General features: G+C 50.8%; 12 protein-coding genes. 2 read left to right on the top strand and 10 right to left on the bottom strand.

The features are described from left to right. The first annotated feature begins 45 nt into the window (after positions 1-45). Positions 46-2,487, top strand: a complete 2,442-nt coding sequence (locus FT643_RS12175; protein ID WP_156871672.1) for a hybrid sensor histidine kinase/response regulator — start codon at positions 46-48, stop codon at positions 2,485-2,487. On the opposite strand, the gene FT643_RS12170 is transcribed toward FT643_RS12175, so the two are convergent. Beyond that, positions 2,476-2,820, bottom strand: coding sequence for a YqcC family protein (locus FT643_RS12170; protein ID WP_156871671.1), 345 nt, complete (start codon positions 2,818-2,820; stop codon positions 2,476-2,478). The genes FT643_RS12175 and FT643_RS12170 overlap by 12 nt on opposite strands. A gap of 97 nt (positions 2,821-2,917) precedes the next feature. Here FT643_RS12170 and FT643_RS12165 point away from each other — a divergent pair, with 97 nt between their 5' ends. Further along, entirely contained in the window at positions 2,918-4,252 is a 1,335-nt protein-coding gene (locus tag FT643_RS12165) for a TolC family outer membrane protein (RefSeq protein ID WP_198043506.1), read from the top strand. A gap of 82 nt (positions 4,253-4,334) precedes the next feature. Here FT643_RS12165 and FT643_RS12160 read toward each other — a convergent pair whose 3' ends face one another. The 9 genes from FT643_RS12160 to mtnA all read right to left on the bottom strand — a co-directional run bounded on the left by FT643_RS12160 (position 4,335) and on the right by mtnA (position 17,540). Continuing rightward, positions 4,335-5,168: an SDR family NAD(P)-dependent oxidoreductase gene (locus FT643_RS12160; RefSeq protein ID WP_156871669.1), complete on the bottom strand. Its 834-nt coding sequence runs from the start codon at positions 5,166-5,168 to the stop codon at positions 4,335-4,337. A 138-nt stretch (positions 5,169-5,306) separates the two neighbouring features. Further along, positions 5,307-6,986, bottom strand: coding sequence for a 30S ribosomal protein S1 (gene rpsA / locus FT643_RS12155; protein WP_156871668.1), 1,680 nt, complete (start codon positions 6,984-6,986; stop codon positions 5,307-5,309). Positions 6,987-7,273: 287 nt separating this feature from the next. Further along, positions 7,274-7,972, bottom strand: coding sequence for a (d)CMP kinase (gene cmk / locus FT643_RS12150; protein WP_156871667.1), 699 nt, complete (start codon positions 7,970-7,972; stop codon positions 7,274-7,276). Continuing rightward, entirely contained in the window at positions 7,965-10,214 is a 2,250-nt protein-coding gene (locus FT643_RS12145; protein WP_198043505.1) for a bifunctional prephenate dehydrogenase/3-phosphoshikimate 1-carboxyvinyltransferase, read from the bottom strand. Before FT643_RS12145 ends, cmk begins: the two co-directional genes overlap by 8 nt. Beyond that, entirely contained in the window at positions 10,211-11,311 is a 1,101-nt protein-coding gene (gene hisC / locus FT643_RS12140) for a histidinol-phosphate transaminase (protein ID WP_156871666.1), read from the bottom strand. The genes FT643_RS12145 and hisC overlap by 4 nt, the downstream gene beginning before the upstream one ends. 64 nt (positions 11,312-11,375) lie before the next feature. After that, the gene (gene pheA, locus FT643_RS12135) at positions 11,376-12,476 is read right to left on the bottom strand and encodes a prephenate dehydratase (protein WP_156871665.1); all 1,101 of its coding nucleotides are present in this window, start codon (positions 12,474-12,476) and stop codon (positions 11,376-11,378) included. Between the two features lie 8 nt (positions 12,477-12,484). Next, the gene (serC, locus tag FT643_RS12130; protein WP_156871664.1) at positions 12,485-13,564 is read right to left on the bottom strand and encodes a 3-phosphoserine/phosphohydroxythreonine transaminase; all 1,080 of its coding nucleotides are present in this window, start codon (positions 13,562-13,564) and stop codon (positions 12,485-12,487) included. Positions 13,565-13,569: 5 nt separating this feature from the next. Continuing rightward, positions 13,570-16,242, bottom strand: coding sequence for a DNA gyrase subunit A (gyrA, locus tag FT643_RS12125; RefSeq protein ID WP_156871663.1), 2,673 nt, complete (start codon positions 16,240-16,242; stop codon positions 13,570-13,572). Between the two features lie 224 nt (positions 16,243-16,466). Then, positions 16,467-17,540, bottom strand: a complete 1,074-nt coding sequence (mtnA, locus tag FT643_RS12120) for an S-methyl-5-thioribose-1-phosphate isomerase (RefSeq protein WP_156871662.1) — start codon at positions 17,538-17,540, stop codon at positions 16,467-16,469. Between the last annotated feature and the right edge of the window lie 59 nt (positions 17,541-17,599).

Below are 17,599 nucleotides of genomic sequence, written 5' to 3'. Positions count from 1 at the left end.
ACTTTCGGATTTGTAATACAGAACACGGACGGCAAATTTAATAATATGGGAAAAAATAACCGCCGTATGCCCCGACCGCCCAAACAACTGCAAGCGCTTTTCGTTGTAGTTACCTTTTTACTTTTGACCCCGTCCTTAGCATTCAGCTTAATTATCGACGACAGCCAAAGCGTTTATAACCTCTCCCCAAACCTTGAAATCCTCGAGGACTCCGACAACTCTATCCGCATCTCTAATTTTCTGCGTGATCCGGACCAATATCCCTGGTTCCGGGTATCGGATACCGTACCGAATTTTGGATATAGTAAGAGCAGTTATTGGTTTCGAGTAAAACTCAGCAATCGCCACCCACTCCGCACAGAATGGCTGCTGGGGATCGACTATCCGATGCATGATTATCTGGATATTTATTATGTTCATAATAAATCGATTCTTCAGTCATATCATGTTGGCGACCGGCTCCCCCATGAACATCGCCCGATTGACCACCGCAACTTTATATTTCCATTCGTAATGGAAAACAGCGCATCCGTGGAAGTCTATATCCGTTTAAAAACAGAAGGCACGGTCAAAATGCCGCTTTACCTGTGGGAAGAAGCGGAATTCATCAAATCGGATCAGGGGTTTATGTTGGGCCAGGGTTTTTATATTGGCTCAATGTTTATCATGTTCTTCTATAACTTTTTCCTGTTTTTCGTGGTCCGCAACCGCTCTTACCTTTTTTATATTATGTACATTCTCTGCCAGGTATTTGCGTTTGCCATATGGCGTGGCTATGGCTTTCAATATCTTTGGCCTAACTGGCCAACCTGGAATCAGATATCCACTATCTTTTTCCTTGGTGGCACCATCACGTTTGCCATGCTGTTTTCGATTTTCTTTTTGGAAGCCAGGCGGTACCTGCCACGGATGTTCTATCTAATGTCGGGAATATCCCTGTTCGGCTTAGTGCTGCTGTTACTCAGTTTTGTAGCGCCCTATTCGGTGCTAATCAAATATGCTATGTATGGGCTTTTAATTACTATGCTGGTGAATTTAATAGCCGGAATACTGGCCTGGAGAAAGGGTGCCCATGTCGCCCGGTACTACACTCTGGCCTGGCTGATGGTTGCTAGCGGATTCAGTTTATTCGCACTCAATTATACCGGATTGATCCCCAGTAATTTCATTACTGAAAATGCCGGGCAGATCGGTTCGGCAGTGGAGGTTGCCCTCCTGTCAATGGCGTTCGGCAGCTTCTTTACCGAAGAGCGCCGCGCCAAGTCTAAAGCACAATCGCAACTACTGGAAAAAATGCGCGAAGCCTATAAAGCCCAAGCCGCCAGCACCGCAAAGAGTGAATTCCTGGCCAAGATGAGCCATGAAATACGCACCCCGATGAACGGCGTAATCGGAATCGCCGAGCTACTGCGTGAGACGGACTTGAGCAAAGAGCAAAAACGCTACGTGGACACCATCTACAATTCCGGCAACGCGCTATTGCACCTGATCAATGACATACTCGATCTTTCCAAAATTGAAGCCAAAAGAATGGACCTTGAAAGAATTGCGTTCAATCCTCATGATCTGATCGAAGAGTGCTTATCGGTGTTTCAGAGCAAAGAGCTTTCAAGCAATCTGAGCTTTTATACCCGGGTCGCCAAGGACATACCGTCTGTGCTGATCGGTGATCCGACCCGCTTACGGCAGGTCCTTCTCAATTTGATGAGCAACGCCGTGAAGTTCACAAAGCACGGCAGTATCGGTATAGTCTCCACGATCGAAATGCTGGAGAACAACCGAATCGAAATACGCTTTCAGGTGAAAGACACCGGCATCGGTATCTCAAAAGATATCCAGCAAAATCTGTTTTCTCCTTTTACTCAAGCCGACAGCTCCACCACCCGGCGCTATGGAGGTACCGGACTCGGGCTCTCTATCTGCAAAGAGCTCGTTCACATTATGCAGGGGGAAATCGGTTTAGAAAGCGAATTCAATAAGGGATCGACTTTCTGGTTCACCTGCCGTTTCGAAGTCGGCAAACTCACCGATATGCCACCAGATAGCCAAGGGCCCGTTACCCAGCCCAAAGAAGAGCATCAGGAAAAGCTGGACATCACCATATTAGTCGCGGAGGACAATGAGGTGAACCGCGTGGTAGTGAAAGGACTGGTTAACAAACTGGGATCTAGAGCCAAGTTTGCCACCAACGGCATGGAAGCAGTCGCTATCTACAAGGTCGAACATGATCAGATTGATGCCGTATTGATGGACTGTGAAATGCCGGAGATGGACGGCTACGAAGCGACGCGGGCAATACGCGAGTTCGAACTACACAATCAATTAACCCGCAAGCCGATCATCGCAGTCACAGCCCATGCTGTGGGCGAATCCAGAGAACTGTGCCTGCAAGCGGGTATGGATGAGTATATCACCAAGCCTATTCGTCTGGATGCAATGCGTCAGAAAATCAAACACTGTATGCAGGAGGGGAATTCAGCTTCCTGATGCGGCGTCTCCGGTTGCAGAAAACTGTTGATCAAAACGGCGTAACAAACCAATTACCGGGTCAGCATATAACGCATTCGTTTTGAAATATTCTTCCGCCATCGGGGCAATATCACAGCGGGCCGGAAGCTCATGCTCCCCTTCAATAATGGCTCTGAAGCGGGCAATGAAAACCCATTGAAGCCACTGATGAAACTGCATGGTGTCATGAAAAAAAGGGATTTCACTTTCAAATGCTTGTGCTGGTGGCATAGTTGCCTCCCACAAATCAAGCGCCTTCAACTCCGTTTCCAGATTCTTAATAATGGATAACAACAATTCCCGGTCTATCATCAAGCGTTCCTATGTATGTCCGGATTCGGGTTTAGTGATACACTTCATGCTGCCACGTGACACCTTAACCCAAATCAACCCGGCTATGAGGAATTACATGAAAAAGCACCGTCTCAGAAGCGCTTTGGTTTCAGGTATTTGCCTGATGGCAGCATCGCTGTCTGTAGCAGAAACCCTGAATCTGCAGCGAACCTATGAGTTAGCATTACAAAATGATCCGCAATGGGCCGCCGTTAAAGATCAATATTCTGCCAATCAACAGGTCATTGATCAGGGACGTTCCACTATTTTGCCCCAGATAACCCTGAGGGGAAATGTAGCTAAGAACGAAGTGGAATACGATGGCTTTGGCGACGATAAATTTGACAGCAAAGGGTATTCTGCAGAAATTGTACAACCCCTATTCCGCCTCAACAACTGGCATACATTTAAGCGCAGTGAAGCCCTGAACAGTCAATTTGACGCGGACTATCACAACGACACCCAGGACTTCTATTTGCGGGTGGTTACCAGCTATCTTGAAGTATTGCGATCAAACGCAAATATGGAATATAGGAAAGCAGAGCAGGAAGCCATTTCGCGACAGCTCGAACAAAGTAAACAGCGATTTGACGTAGGCCTGGTAGCGATTACAGATGTACATGAAGCTCAGGCGGCTTATGATACCGCGGTCAGTGAGCGCATCAGTGCTGAAACTGAGCAATTTGTTGCCTTACGCCTGCTGGAAACGATTACCGGTGCCACCGTTGACGATGTCGTGGATTTGAAAGAAGATTTGCCGATTCTGCCGCCTGATCCCATAGATATAAATCAATGGCTGACAATTTCCATGGAACACAACGCCGCACTGCAATCAGCGATTTTTGCAGCTAAAGCCGCGGAACAGGACTACAAAGCCAAACGTGGCGACCATGCACCCACCGTTGATCTGGTCGGCGCTCATGCTTATGACAGTTCCGACTCCCGCTCGTTGGTGACCAGTACGACAAATCCCGATACAACGACTAATCGTATTGCCATTCAGGTGGAGTTGCCCCTTTATTCCGGTGGCAACACCAGCGCCAATCGACGCCAGAGTAAATACCAGTTTCTGGCATCGCAGGATGTCGAACGCCTTCGTCGACGGGAGGTTATACAGGACACAACCAATTTCTATCAATTGGTCATCGCCAATGTCGCCCAGGTAAACGCACGCAAGCAAAGCTCGCTCTCCGCCAAAGTCGCTCTGGATGCTACGCAGGCAGGATACGAAGCCGGCACAAGAACGATTGTGGACGTGCTGAATGTACAACGGAATCTATTCCAGAATGAGCGAGATTATGCCAATTCACGCTTTGACTATATTTTGAATGGGCTTCGATTAAAACGCGTTGCGGGCATGCTGACAGAACAGGAAGTTCTGGCTTTGCAGCAATGGATGAAAAATTCCTAACCGGTAACCGCTACAGCAATAAACAACCGCCGCAAGACAAGCACTTGCGGCGGTTGCAGGTTTAAATCTCCCTTCAAGGGTGCTATTTACTTCTTCGTTTGGCACCCCAAACCAATAAATCCTGATAGCCGGTTGGCAGCAAGCGCTGCAGGGTATCAATCACCCTCGCATCGGCTCCGATTAAAACTCGCGGTTTATTCTTTAATACGCCGCTTATAATAATCTGCGCGGCTTCGTCGGGCGTGGTGCGGGCTGCCTTATCGAACATTTTCGCCGCTTTGACCGGGTCCGACGTACCGGCTTTACCCCCATCGCCGAAGCGCCCGCTGCGGGCAATATTGGTTTTTATGCCACCGGGATGAACGCAAGTCACGTTGATATTATAACCCTCGATCGCCATTTCCTCCCGTAGCGATTCGGTAAACCCCTTCACCGCAAATTTTGCAGCATTGTAGGCGCTTTGAGTTGGCACCCCGATCATACCAAACACACTGGAAATATTAATAATGTGCCCTTCACCGGCGGTTTTTAAATAAGGTAGAAAAGCTTTGGTACCGTAGACCACACCCCAAAAATTGATGTTCATTAGCCATTCAAAATTTTCGTAACCCATATTTTCTACGGTTTCGCTCAGCGCTACGCCTGCATTATTAAATATCAGGTTCACCTGGCCCATATCAGCGACCACGCCCTCAGCCCAGGTGTAAACGGCTTCACGATCCGCCACATCCAGAAGCACGGCACTGACCTTAACGCCCATCGATGCCACCAACGCCTCTGTTTGGTCTAGACCGGCTTCGTTGTTATCTGATATCGCAACATGGCACCCCAACCCCGCCAACGACACCGCCAATGCTTGCCCAATACCGGAACCCGCTCCGGTGATGGCGGCCACTTTACCCCGCAAATTTTTCATCTGTTATTCCTGTGCTATGGCATTTAATGCATTTTAAAACGATAAAAAGGAATCTCTATTGCCTTGGCGCCGTCCACAAACAAAAAAGGCGCTGTTCATAAAGAACAGCGCCTTTTTATCACCTGAAATCAGCTTAACTTATTTGTCAGCATTTTCCAGTTGTTGCTTGATCAGATCACCGATGGTTTTCGGCGAAGCTTCCGCTTGATTCTGATTCAGGCTACGCATTGCTTCCTTCTCGTCAGCTACGTCTTTCGCTTTCACCGACAGGCTGATACCACGATTTTTGCGGTCAACACTGATGATGCGGGCTTCAACGTCATCACCTTCGTTAAGGTGCGAACGAGCGTCTTCAACCCGGTCACGACTCAATTCAGATGCTTTCAGTGTTGCCTCAACACCTTCTGCCAATTCAACAACAGCCGCTTTAGCGTCAACGGATTTAACCTTACCGGTAACAATCGCGCCTTTGTCATTGTCCTGTACGTATTGAGCAAACGGATCTTGTTCCAGTTGCTTAACACCCAGAGAGATGCGCTCACGCTCAGGATCTACAGACAGGATAACGGTATCGATCTCGTCACCTTTCTTGTATTCACGAACCGCTTCTTCACCCGGAAGATCCCAGGAAATATCAGACAAGTGAACCAGACCATCTATGCCGCCATCCAGACCAATGAAGATCCCGAAGTCAGTGATGGATTTGATTTTGCCGGAAATTTTCTGGTTCTTATCGAAGTTACCAGCGAACTCTTCCCAGGGGTTTGGTTTACATTGCTTGATACCCAGAGAGATACGACGACGCTCTTCATCGATATCAAGAACAATTACGTCAACTTCTTCACCAATGGAAACCACTTTAGAAGGATGAACGTTCTTGTTGGTCCAATCCATTTCGGATACGTGAACCAAACCTTCAACGCCTTCCTGCAGCTCAGCAAAACAACCATAGTCAGTCAGGTTGGTTACTTTCGCTTTTACGCGGCTGCCTTCAGGGTAACGCTGGGTAATTTCAACCCATGGATCAGAGCCCAGCTGCTTGAGGCCAAGAGAAACACGATTGCGCTCGCGATCGAATTTCAATACTTTCACCAGGATTTCGTCGCCCACTTCCACGATTTCGCTCGGATGCTTGATGCGCTTCCAGGCCATATCGGTAATGTGCAACAGGCCGTCGATCCCGCCCAGGTCCACGAATGCACCGTAGTCGGTAAGGTTTTTGACGATACCTTTGACTTCCATTCCCTCTTGCAGTTTTTCCAGCAGAGCTTCGCGCTCGGCGCTGTTTTCTGCTTCCAGAACTGCACGACGGGAAACCACCACGTTGTTGCGTTTCGCATCCAACTTGATGACTTTAAACTCGAGCTCTTTGCCTTCCAGGTGCAACGTATCGCGCACTGGACGAACATCCACCAAAGATCCGGGTAAGAAGGCACGAACAGATTCGATATCCACCGTAAAGCCACCTTTGACTTTACCATTGATAACACCTTTAACCACTTCAGAGGCTTCGAATGCCGCTTCGAGACGTTTCCATGATTCAGCGCGTTTCGCCTTTTCACGAGACAGTCGGGTTTCACCCCACCCATCTTCCAGTGATTCCAGGGCCACATCGATTTCGTCACCTACGACGATTTCGAGCTGGCCGGCTTCGCTGATGAATTGTTCACGGGGAATCACACCTTCGGATTTCAGACCCGCATATACAGTAACCCAGTCGTCGTCGATAGAAAGTATTGTGCCCTTAACAATGGCACCCGGGGTCATGTCCAGTTCTTTTAAGCTTTCTTCAAATAGTTCGGCAAAGCTTTCGCTCATGTTTTATAAACCTGTCATGTTTTGCTAACTGAGTTAGCATTTTCCGCCATACGCCACCAGCGCCGTACGGGTTATTTTAAAAGTGTCTTTCAAAGCAAGCTGGCGAGTACAGCGATGAAAAACGCGAAAAAAAGCGAATGAAAACCACCCTGAGGTGACTCCCCATACGCTTTATTCTTATATCCGGGACTATTTCCCGGCCGTTAACTTAGCTAATCAAATGTCTTTTATGCCATTGATTCCTTAGCAAAAAAATCTGAAACTAAGCCCTGAAACTGTTTAGTTTGCTACTTGGCGAGCCCTACACTCCTGGCATGATTCATTAATTCAGTAAATACCTCATCAATACTCATGTCAGTGCTATCAATTATAATAGCGCCGTTGGCAGGCACCAGTGGTGCCACCGAGCGATTGGTATCCTGCTCATCACGGGATTGTATCGCTGCTTGAAGGTCGGCTAAATTAGCACTCATGCCCTTATCTTGCAACTGTTTGAAGCGTCTTTCGGCTCTTTCCTGGCTGCTGGCGGTAAGATATATCTTCAGCTCAGCATCCGGAAAAACCACGGTTCCCATATCCCGGCCATCGGCAACCAAGCCCGGATTGTCCCGAAAATCATGCTGTCGCTGTAACAACCCCTGACGGACACTGGGTAACGCTGCCACGATGGACGCATTACGGCCCACTTCTTCTGTGCGAATATCCTTAGTGACCACATCCCCTTCCAGTATTACCTTGATCGGCTGATCCGGGTCATCCACCAGAAACTGCACATCCATATTCTCGGCCAGAATTTTCAGACTTTCTTCATTATCGAAGGAAACGCCATGATTACTTGCAGCCAACGCCACTAATCGATAGAGCGCCCCGCTGTCGAGAAGGTGCCAATTAAGCGACTGCGCCACACGTTGAGCAATGGTGCCCTTACCTGATCCCCCTGGCCCGTCTATCGTAATGACGGGCGAATTTTCCGGACTGTTATGCATCTTCGCTGCCTCCTGCTTCTGCGACATCGAGCTTCATACCCACTTTTCGTGACAGTTCAACGAAATTAGGGAAAGAAGTAGCTACATTCGCGCAGTTGTTAATCTTTATCTCACCACTTGAGCGCAGCGCCGCAACAGCGAACGCCATTGCTATTCGGTGATCCCCATGGCTTTCCACACGGCCGCCAGAGATCGGGCCTCCTTTTATAACCACGCCGTCCGGTGTCGGATCCGCCTCCACGCCTAAGGCGAGCAAACCATCCGCCATGACCTGTATCCGGTCGCTTTCTTTTACCCGCAATTCTTCCGCACCGGTCAATATCGTGGTGCCTTCAGCACAGGCTGCCGCCACGAACAACACTGGAAATTCATCAATCGCTAACGGTACCTGGTCCTGAGGCACACGGATCCCCTTTAGCGGCGCGTATTGCACACGGATATCCGCTACCGGTTCGCCCCCGACTTCGCGCTCATTGCTGACATCCAGGTTAGCACCCATCGCTTTGAGTATGTTGATTACTCCAATGCGGGTGGGGTTGATGCCCACATGCTCTAGCAAGAGGTCGGCCCCAGGAGTAATGCTGGCTGCGACCATAAAAAAAGCGGCAGATGAAATATCCGCAGGTACGTCAATATTCGTTGCTACCAGGGTTCCGCCACCCCGGACACAGGCCGTTGCCCCATCCACCTGCACCGGATAACCAAAGCCCTTCAGCATGCGCTCAGTATGGTCGCGTGTCGGAGCAGGCTCGGTAACCCGAGTCTCCCCCTTCGCATATAGGCCAGCCAATAATACGCAGGACTTCACTTGCGCACTGGCCATCGGCATTTTGTAATCTATGGCATTCAGCGTCTGGCTCCCCTTAATACGGATCGGGGGGGTTCCATCATCACCGGTTTCAATCGCTGCGCCCATTTCGCGCAATGGATTCGCCACTCGCCCCATGGGGCGTTTTGACAACGATTCATCACCGGTAAGCTCGACATCAAATGACTGGGCCGATAATAAACCGGACAATAGCCGCATTGACGTACCGCTATTGCCCAGGTAAAGCGGGCCGGGTGGCGGCATGAGCCCGTTAATCCCGACACCGTAAATTTTTACATGGCCCTTATTGGGCCCTTCGATGGTAACGCCCATATCGCGGAACGCCTGGAGAGTCGCCAGGCTATCTTCACCTTCCAAAAACCCGAACACTTCCGTGATGCCGTCAGCCAGAGACCCCATCATGATAGAGCGGTGGGATATGGACTTATCGCCAGGAACACGAATACTGCCGTTAACTACACCGCCCGGCCGGGCAGTGAACACAATGTTCTTTTCAGTCATAGTTCTACTATATGCACGTTTAGCTAACATTTTGGTGAAGTGATCCCGAGCCACTTTTGCACGTGTCATCGCGCCCAGCATGGCTTTGGAATCCTGGTCTTCTACCGCTTGTCTGAATCGCTGCAAACCCTGTTGAAACTGATCAACCGCGGCTAGTATCGCCTGTTGATTGGCTATGAAAATGTCATGCCACATAGTCGGATCGCTGGAAGCAATTCGGGTGAAGTCTCTGAAACCGCCGGCAGCGTAACGGAAAATCTGCTGATTTTCACCCTCTTTAGACAACGTATCAACCAGTGAAAATGCCAACAGGTGAGGCAAATGGCTGGTGGCCGCCAGCACTGCATCATGGTATTCCGCGTCCATTGTGACCACTTCAGCCCCCATGCACTGCCAGATTCTTGTAACCGTCTCCAGCGCCGTTTGGTCCGCGCCAGGCGCAGGCGTCAGGATCACCCTGTGATCACGGTACAAATCCAGTTTGGCAGCACCCACTCCGCTGCGTTCCGACCCGGCTATGGGGTGCCCCGGAATCAACCAGGGAGGCACTTCACCAAAGACGGTTTTTGCCGCCGCAATCACGTTGCCTTTCACACTGCCGGCATCGGTCACTATGGTACGACCATTGAGTGCCGGAGCCATCTTCCGAAGCAACGCTTCTGTCGCGCCAATAGGCGCCGCTAACAGAACGAGATCCGCTCCTTTGACCGCCGCTTCAAGATTGCCTTCCGCCGTATCGATCAACCCCAGCTCCAGCGCTTTATCACGGGTCGTCTGACTACGGCTACACCCAACCACTTCAACGCACAGGTGCTGGGTTTTTAGCTCCTTTGCAAAAGAGCCGCCTATCAAACCCAAGCCCACCACAACGACCCGCTGCAAAGGGAACATAACGTCCGTTTGCGTGCTCATAACACACGCTCAAGCGCTTGCAGGAAACGCTGGTTTTCAGGTTCAAGCCCGATACTAACCCGCAACGACTCCGGCATCCCGTAATTGGCAATCGGGCGCACAATAACCCCTTCTCGCAGCAAATTCCGGTAGATGGGACCGGCATCACCTTGAAAATGAACCACAATGAAATTCCCGGCTGAAGGAATATAATCCAATCCTAATGTTGCAAAGCCCTCGATTAATTGAGCCATACCCTGCTCATTGACCAACCGGCTCTTTTGCAGATACTCGGTATCGGATAGCACAGCGGTTGCAGCGGCCAGTGCGAAAGAATCCACATTGAAGGGTTGCCGGACCCGGTTCAGCACATTGGCCACCTGGGGATGCGAGACGGAATAACCGACCCTCAACCCGGCCAGGCCATAGGCCTTGGAGAAAGTACGTGTCACGATTAGGTTCGGGAATTGCTGCAAATAATTTAAACCATTCAGCACACCGCCTTGAGTGCCGACATATTCAATATACGCTTCGTCCAGCACCACTAACACATCTTCAGGAACTGATCCCATAAACTTCTCCCACGGTTCCACGCCAAACCAGGTACCAGTGGGGTTGTTCGGATTGGCGATGAATATAACGCGGGTATTTTGTGTTATTGCTGCTGCCATCGCCTCCAGATCATGCCCCCAGTTTTTAGCTGGAGTGACGATGGCTGTGGCGCCCACCGCTTGCGTGACGATGGGATAAACCGCAAACGCGTATTGAGAAAAAACGGCTTCTGTGCCGGGCTGCAGATAAGCTCGAGCGATCAGTTCCAACACATCGTTGGAACCGTTTCCCAGGGTTAGCCCGCTTTCCTGCACATTCAGTTTTGCCGCTAGCGCCTGCTTCAACATGAACCCGTTACCATCTGGATAACGGCTAAGCTCAGGCTTCACAGCATCCAGCGCGGCCAGAACCCGGGCTCCCGGCCCCATAGGGTTTTCGTTACTGGCTAGTTTCACGATATCGCGCACGCCCAACTCGCGGCCCAATTCTTCCACAGGTTTGCCAGGCACATAAGGCGTAAGTTGTTGTACACCAGGGGTCGCCAACGCGATGTAATCACAAGACATAGTATTCGAACTCTTAATTGTCGTTACGAGGGTTTAATCAGTCCTACAGGTTACATGCGCCTGATTAAAGCACCGCTTTGGGATAGGATCCCAGCTTTTTCAGATAAACAGCAATCTGTTCAACGCGCCCCATGGCGCCTTTTATCTGAGCGTCAGACTCATGCCCTTCGAAATCAATGAAGAATAGATAGGTCCAGGTTCCATCACGAGAAGGCCTGGTCTCCACCCGGGTCAACATGATTCCGGCATCATAGAACGGGGCCAGGAGTTCATAGAGAGCGCCCGGCTTATTTTTCATGGAGACAATCACCGATGTTTTATCTTCGCCGGAGGCAGGCACGTGCTCCCTGCCGACAATCAAAAACCGGGTTGTGTTGTGAGGGTTATCTTCAATATTGGTCGCCAGCTTTTGCAGGTCATAAATTTCGGCTGCGACTTCTCCCGCAATGGCAGCCGCGTTCCATTCACTTTGCAAACGCCGTGCTGCTTCGGAATTGCTACTGACCGCAACCCGGTCTGCATTCGGATAATGTGCATCCAGCCACTGCCGGCATTGTGCCAGTGACTGCTGATGAGAATAAATGCGGGTGATAGATTCTTGGCGTGTATTGCTACCCACCAACAGGTTGTGATGAATTCGCAGCTCAACTTCCCCACAGATTGTGAGAGTTGAATGAATAAACGAATCGAGCGTGGTATTCACCATCCCTTCGGTTGAATTTTCCACAGGTACCACACCGTAATGGGCACTGCCGGATTCCACTTCACGAAAGACTTCATCAATAGTGGCCAGTGGCGACGTTTTGACTGCATGACCGAAATGTTTTTGCGCTGCAGCCTGGGTAAACGTGCCCTCCGGGCCAAGATAGGCAATGTTCATCGGCTCTTCCAACGCCAGACAAACCGACATGATTTCCCGAAACAAGCGAGCCATCGACTCGTTATCCAGGGGGCCCTGATTTCGATTCATCACTTTACGCAGCACCTGGGCTTCCCGCTCAGGGCGATAGAATACGGCTTTTTCACCATCGCTGGCGGATTCCTGCTTTACATCGGCCACTTGCTGGGCATAACTCGCCCGCTTATTGATCATGTCCTGTATTTGCTGATCAATTTGGTCGATATTCTGCCGTAGTTTTTCCAGGTCGGGCTTGGACTCGGACATTATCCTGACTATCCCCTGCGTTTTACAAAATCTTGCATGAATTCAATCAGCGCATCCACCGCTTCCATCGGTACGGCGTTATACAAACTGGCGCGCATGCCCCCAACTGTCCGGTGCCCCTTTAGATTCAACAACTGGCGCTGCCCGGCTTCCTGCAGAAACGCTTTATCCAGCGCATCCTCTGCCAGGGTAAAAGGCACATTCATCCACGAACGATTATTTACGGCGACCGGATTAGTATAGAAACCGCTGCCATCTATATACTGATACAGCTTGTCAGCCTTGGCTTTATTCAGTTTCGCCATGGCTGCCACGCCACCCTGCTCCTTGAGCCATTCAAATACCAGGCCAGATAAATACCAGGCAAAGGTAGGCGGCGTGTTATACATAGAGTCATTATCACCGTGGACCTTATAATCCAGCATAGTCGGCGTGGCGGGCATTGCCTTCCCCAACAGGTCCTCACGCACAATAACGACCGTTATGCCGGCCGGTCCGATATTTTTTTGTGCGCCAGCATAAATCAAGCCAAAGCGACTCACATCCAGTGGACGGGACAAAATGGTAGACGAAAGATCCACAACCAGATCCGTTTCCACTTCCGGGATAAAGTCAAATTCCACACCACCAATAGTTTCGTTGGGAGTGTAATGTAGATAGTCCGCATTACCGCTAACCGACCAGGATTCAAACGCAGGAACGCTGGTAAACCGATTGTCCTCACCCGTCGCGACCACATTGACATTGCAGTATTTTCCGGCCTCCTTGATCGCTTTAATCGACCATTGACCGGTATTAACATAGTCTGCCTGGCCATGAATAGAGGCCAGATTAAGCGGCACCATAGCAAACTGGGTGCTTGCTCCCCCTTGCAGAAACAGTACCTTGTAGTTGTCCGGAACGGACATCAGGTCACGCAGGTCCTGCTCCGCTTTCGTGGCCATTGCGACCACCTCGTCGGAGCGATGGCTCATCTCCATTAGGGACAAACCGGAGCCACGAAAATCAACCAGTTCTTGCTGGGCTCTTTCAAGCACCGCTTGCGGCAACGCCGCCGGGCCGGCACAGAAATTAAACGCTCTGCTCATACTGCTTAGCTATCCTCGCCCTGGCCATCGTCTGCGCTATCCTTGTTTGCGTCACTTTCGCTTGCAGTGCCGCTTTGGTCCTGCTGTTCCGCTGCATCCGCACTGTTACTCGCGTCAATTTCATCATCCAGCTCGTCAACAACACCTTCGAGCTCTGCGATACGTTCCAGACCAACCAGTTTTTCATCGCTGGCAATCCGGATCAACATAACACCTTGTGTATCGCGACCTTGAATCGACACTTCTGACACCCGAGTACGAACCAGGGTTCCCTGATCCGAGATCAGAACGATTTCATCGGTTTCACAAACTTGCTTAGCCCCGATCAAAGCCCCGTTTCGCTCGCTGCACCGCATCGCGATCATGCCCTTGCCGCCACGGCCTTTAGTCGGAAAATCTTCGACCGCCGTGCGCTTGCCATACCCGTTCTCACTGGCAGTGAGAACCTGGTGCCCTGCTTCAGGAATAATAAGGGAAATCAAGCTACCGCCTTCCGGTAAATTAACGCCCCGCACGCCGCGGGCAGTCCTGCCCATGGCGCGCACATCTTTTTCAGCAAAGCGTATTGCCTTGCCTTCGGATGTCAGCAACATAATGTCTTGCTCGCCGTCCGTAATGGACACGCCCACCAGGCGATTACCGTCGTCCAGTTCAATGGCTATCAGACCGGAGCTGCGTGGACGGGAAAACGATTCCAGCTCTACTTTCTTAACCGTTCCATTGCTGGTGGCCATGAACACAAATTTACCGGATTCATATTCGCGCAAAGGTAGAATGGCCGAGATATTCTCGTCAGGGGATAACGGCAACAAATTGACAATGGGACGGCCCTTGGATTGACGGCCGGCCCGCGGAATCTGATAGACCTTGAGCCAATACACTTTACCCAGGTTACTAAAACAAAGAATGGTGTCGTGGGTGCTGGTCACCAACAAATGTTCAATGTAGTCCTCATCCTTCACCGAGGTCGCAACTTTACCCTTGCCGCCCCGCTTCTGCGCCTGATAGGTATCAATCGGCTGGGTTTTGGCATAACCGCCAGAAGACAAGGTAACCACCACATTCTCTTCAGGGATCAGATCTTCGTTGGTCAGATCAAGGCGCGATACAACAATTTCGGAGCGGCGCTTATCTGCATATTGGGCGCGGATTTCCACCAACTCTTCTCGGATCACCTTCATCAGCAATTCAGGGTCTGCCAGAATCGCCATCAATTCACCGATCAATTGCAGTTTTTCCTGATATTCCAACAGCAGTTTGTCGGTTTCCAGCCCGGTCAAGCGATGCAAGCGCATATCCAGAATTTCTTTTGCCTGAACCTGAGACAGATAATACAACCCGTCATCACGCATCCCGAAGTTGGCGTCAATATCGTCCGGACGGCAGACATCTGGGCCACCGGCACGCTCCAGCATGTCCAAGACGTTACCCGGCTTCCAGCCGGTCCCCATTAACCCTTCTTCTGCGTCTGCCCGGCTCGGCGACGATTTAATTAATTCAATTACCGGATCAATATTCGCTAACGCTACTGCCAATCCTTCCAGCACATGACCGCGCTCACGGGCTTTGCGCAAATCAAATACCGTTCTGCGCGTTACCACTTCACGACGATGGCGGACAAACGCTTCTACAATCCCCTTCAGATTCAACAATCGCGGCTGACCATCCACAAGGGCAACCATGTTGATTCCGAAAACGGTTTCGAGCTGGGTTTGGGCGTATAAATTGTTAAGCAGCACTTCCGCATTATCGCCACGGCGCACCTCAATAACGATGCGGATGCCGTCTTTGTCGGACTCATCACGGATTTCACTGATGCCCTCGATGCGCTTTTCTTTCACCAGCTCAGCGATTTTTTCGATCAAGCGCGCCTTATTCACCTGATAGGGAATTTCAGTGACAATGATGGTTTCGCGACCGTTTTTTTCGGTCTCTATGTGGGCCCGGGCACGCATATACATGCGCCCGCGACCCGTACGGTAGGCCTCAATAATGCCGGAGCGACCGTTAATAATGCCATAGGTAGGCAGATCGGGACCCTGGATATATTCCATTAACCCATCAATATCGATATCGGGGTTGTCAATGCATGCCAGACATCCGTCCACGACCTCGCCCAGGTTGTGGGGCGGGATATTCGTCGCCATACCAACAGCAATGCCAGATGACCCATTAATCAGAAGATTGGGAATCCGGGTCGGCAACACCGAAGGCATATGCTCGCTGCCGTCGTAGTTGGGCACGAAATTGACCGTTTCTTTCTCCAGGTCCGCCAGCAAATCGTGTGCTATCTTGGCCATACGAACTTCGGTATAACGCATTGCCGCGGCGTTATCGCCATCGACGGAGCCGAAGTTACCCTGCCCGTCCACCAGCATATAACGCAGGGAGAAAGGCTGCGCCATACGAACAATGGTATCGTAAACGGCAGAATCGCCATGTGGGTGGTATTTACCAATGACATCACCCACCACCCTGGCGGACTTCTTATAGGGCTTGTTAAAAGAATTGCTTAGCTCGTGCATGGCATACAGCACGCGCCGATGCACCGGTTTGAGGCCGTCACGCACGTCGGGTAGAGCCCGACCGACGATAACGCTCATTGCATAGTCAAGATAAGATTGTTTTAGTTCGTCTTCGATGTTGACCGGTAGGATTTCTTTGGCTAGTTCTGACATCGGGTTCCTGATCTAATGATGACGGCTAGAGCGAGGGCATTTCTGCAAAACAGAGGTGCCTGTTGCCATAGTGACCGGGGTAGGATCTGTCGTCGTTTTTGTCATTGCCCCTGACGGCTAGGATGCCGCTATTAAAGCTCCGAATAATAGCACAAAAGGCCCACTTTGAGCTAAGCTAAAACACCAAAATTCGTAGAAATATTACGCTTTTGCGTCTTTTAAAATCAGTGCAACTGCCGGTCGGCCATCAGGCTGGCAACGGAGTCTGCGGACGGCTTCTCTATCACCCCTTTTTCGGTGACAATAGCATCGATCAATTGAGCCGGAGTAACGTCAAAAACCGGGTTATAAGCCTGTGCATTTTCCGGCGCCATCCGCACTCCCTTCACCTCAAGGACCTCGTGCCCATCGCGTTCCTCAATGGGAATATCAACGCCACTTGAAATACTCAGATCAAATGTGCTGGTTGGCGCCACCACCATAAAGCGCACGCCATGATGCTTCGCCAGAACCGCCAGATTATAAGTACCAATTTTATTAGCGACATCACCATTCGCGGCAATCCTGTCTGCCCCTACGATCACCCAGCTAACCCGCCCCTGCTGCATCAGGGTTGCCGCTACAGAATCCGCCGTCAGCGTGACCGGAATACCATCTTGCATCAACTCCCAGGCGGTTAGTCTTGATCCCTGCCACCATGGCCTCGTCTCATCCGCAAATACCCGTTCAATCAGCTTTTGCTGCCAGGCACTGCGGATCACCCCCAGTGCGGTGCCGTACCCACCGGTGGCGAGAGAACCGGTATTGCAGTGGGTGATAACCCCGGGGGCTGGCATTTTGTAATGGGCGATCAAGCTGGCGCCGAGGTTGCCCATGGTATGATTCGCTGCCAAATCAGCTTCGTGGATGCGTTTCGCTTCCCGCAGTAATTGCACCACCGGATCTTCTTCCTGATTTAGTTTACTTAATATTTTCTGCATCTGACCCAAAGCCCAGAACAGATTCACTGCCGTCGGCCTGGATTGCGCCAGGGCTTCAAAATCTTCAGATAACGCGCGCATCCAATTGTCGCCCGACTGCTCAAGGCGGTTACGGGCAGCGATCACCACACCGTAAGCCGCAGTGATACCGATTGCGGGAGCACCGCGCACCACCATGTCCCGTATCGAATTTACAACCGCCTCGGTATCCGGATGGGAAATCCATAGTTCTTCCAACGGCAACGCCCTTTGATCTAATAACCATAGGGTGTCGTCACGCCACTCAATCGCATTAACAGTACGGGCCGACGCCATCATATGCCTCCGGAAAATCGGTTAGGGTGAATTTGATTCGGGCGCGCAGAACCGATCTAATA

Source organism: Ketobacter sp. MCCC 1A13808 (assembly GCF_009746715.1).
In the GTDB taxonomy this organism is placed as follows: Bacteria; Pseudomonadota; Gammaproteobacteria; order Pseudomonadales; family Ketobacteraceae; genus Ketobacter.
Note: the sequence above shows the minus strand (reverse complement) of the source record. Positions and strands in the feature narration are given on the sequence as shown.

Bases quoted from the DNA above. Each gene is read 5' to 3' on its own strand.
- cmk (WP_156871667.1), bottom strand. From the start codon at position 7,972: ATGCATAACAGTCCGGAAAATTCGCCCGTCATTACGATAGACGGGCCA.
- gyrA (WP_156871663.1), bottom strand. From the start codon at position 16,242: ATGTCAGAACTAGCCAAAGAAATCCTACCGGTCAACATCGAAGACGAA.
- FT643_RS12175 (WP_156871672.1), top strand. From the start codon at position 46: ATGGGAAAAAATAACCGCCGTATGCCCCGACCGCCCAAACAACTGCAA.
- mtnA (WP_156871662.1), bottom strand. From the start codon at position 17,540: ATGATGGCGTCGGCCCGTACTGTTAATGCGATTGAGTGGCGTGACGAC.
- FT643_RS12160 (WP_156871669.1), bottom strand. From the start codon at position 5,168: ATGAAAAATTTGCGGGGTAAAGTGGCCGCCATCACCGGAGCGGGTTCC.
- serC (WP_156871664.1), bottom strand. From the start codon at position 13,564: ATGAGCAGAGCGTTTAATTTCTGTGCCGGCCCGGCGGCGTTGCCGCAA.
- rpsA (WP_156871668.1), bottom strand. From the start codon at position 6,986: ATGAGCGAAAGCTTTGCCGAACTATTTGAAGAAAGCTTAAAAGAACTG.
- pheA (WP_156871665.1), bottom strand. From the start codon at position 12,476: ATGTCCGAGTCCAAGCCCGACCTGGAAAAACTACGGCAGAATATCGAC.
- FT643_RS12170 (WP_156871671.1), bottom strand. From the start codon at position 2,820: ATGATAGACCGGGAATTGTTGTTATCCATTATTAAGAATCTGGAAACG.
- FT643_RS12165 (WP_198043506.1), top strand. From the start codon at position 2,918: ATGAAAAAGCACCGTCTCAGAAGCGCTTTGGTTTCAGGTATTTGCCTG.
- FT643_RS12145 (WP_198043505.1), bottom strand. From the start codon at position 10,214: ATGAGCACGCAAACGGACGTTATGTTCCCTTTGCAGCGGGTCGTTGTG.
- hisC (WP_156871666.1), bottom strand. From the start codon at position 11,311: ATGTCTTGTGATTACATCGCGTTGGCGACCCCTGGTGTACAACAACTT.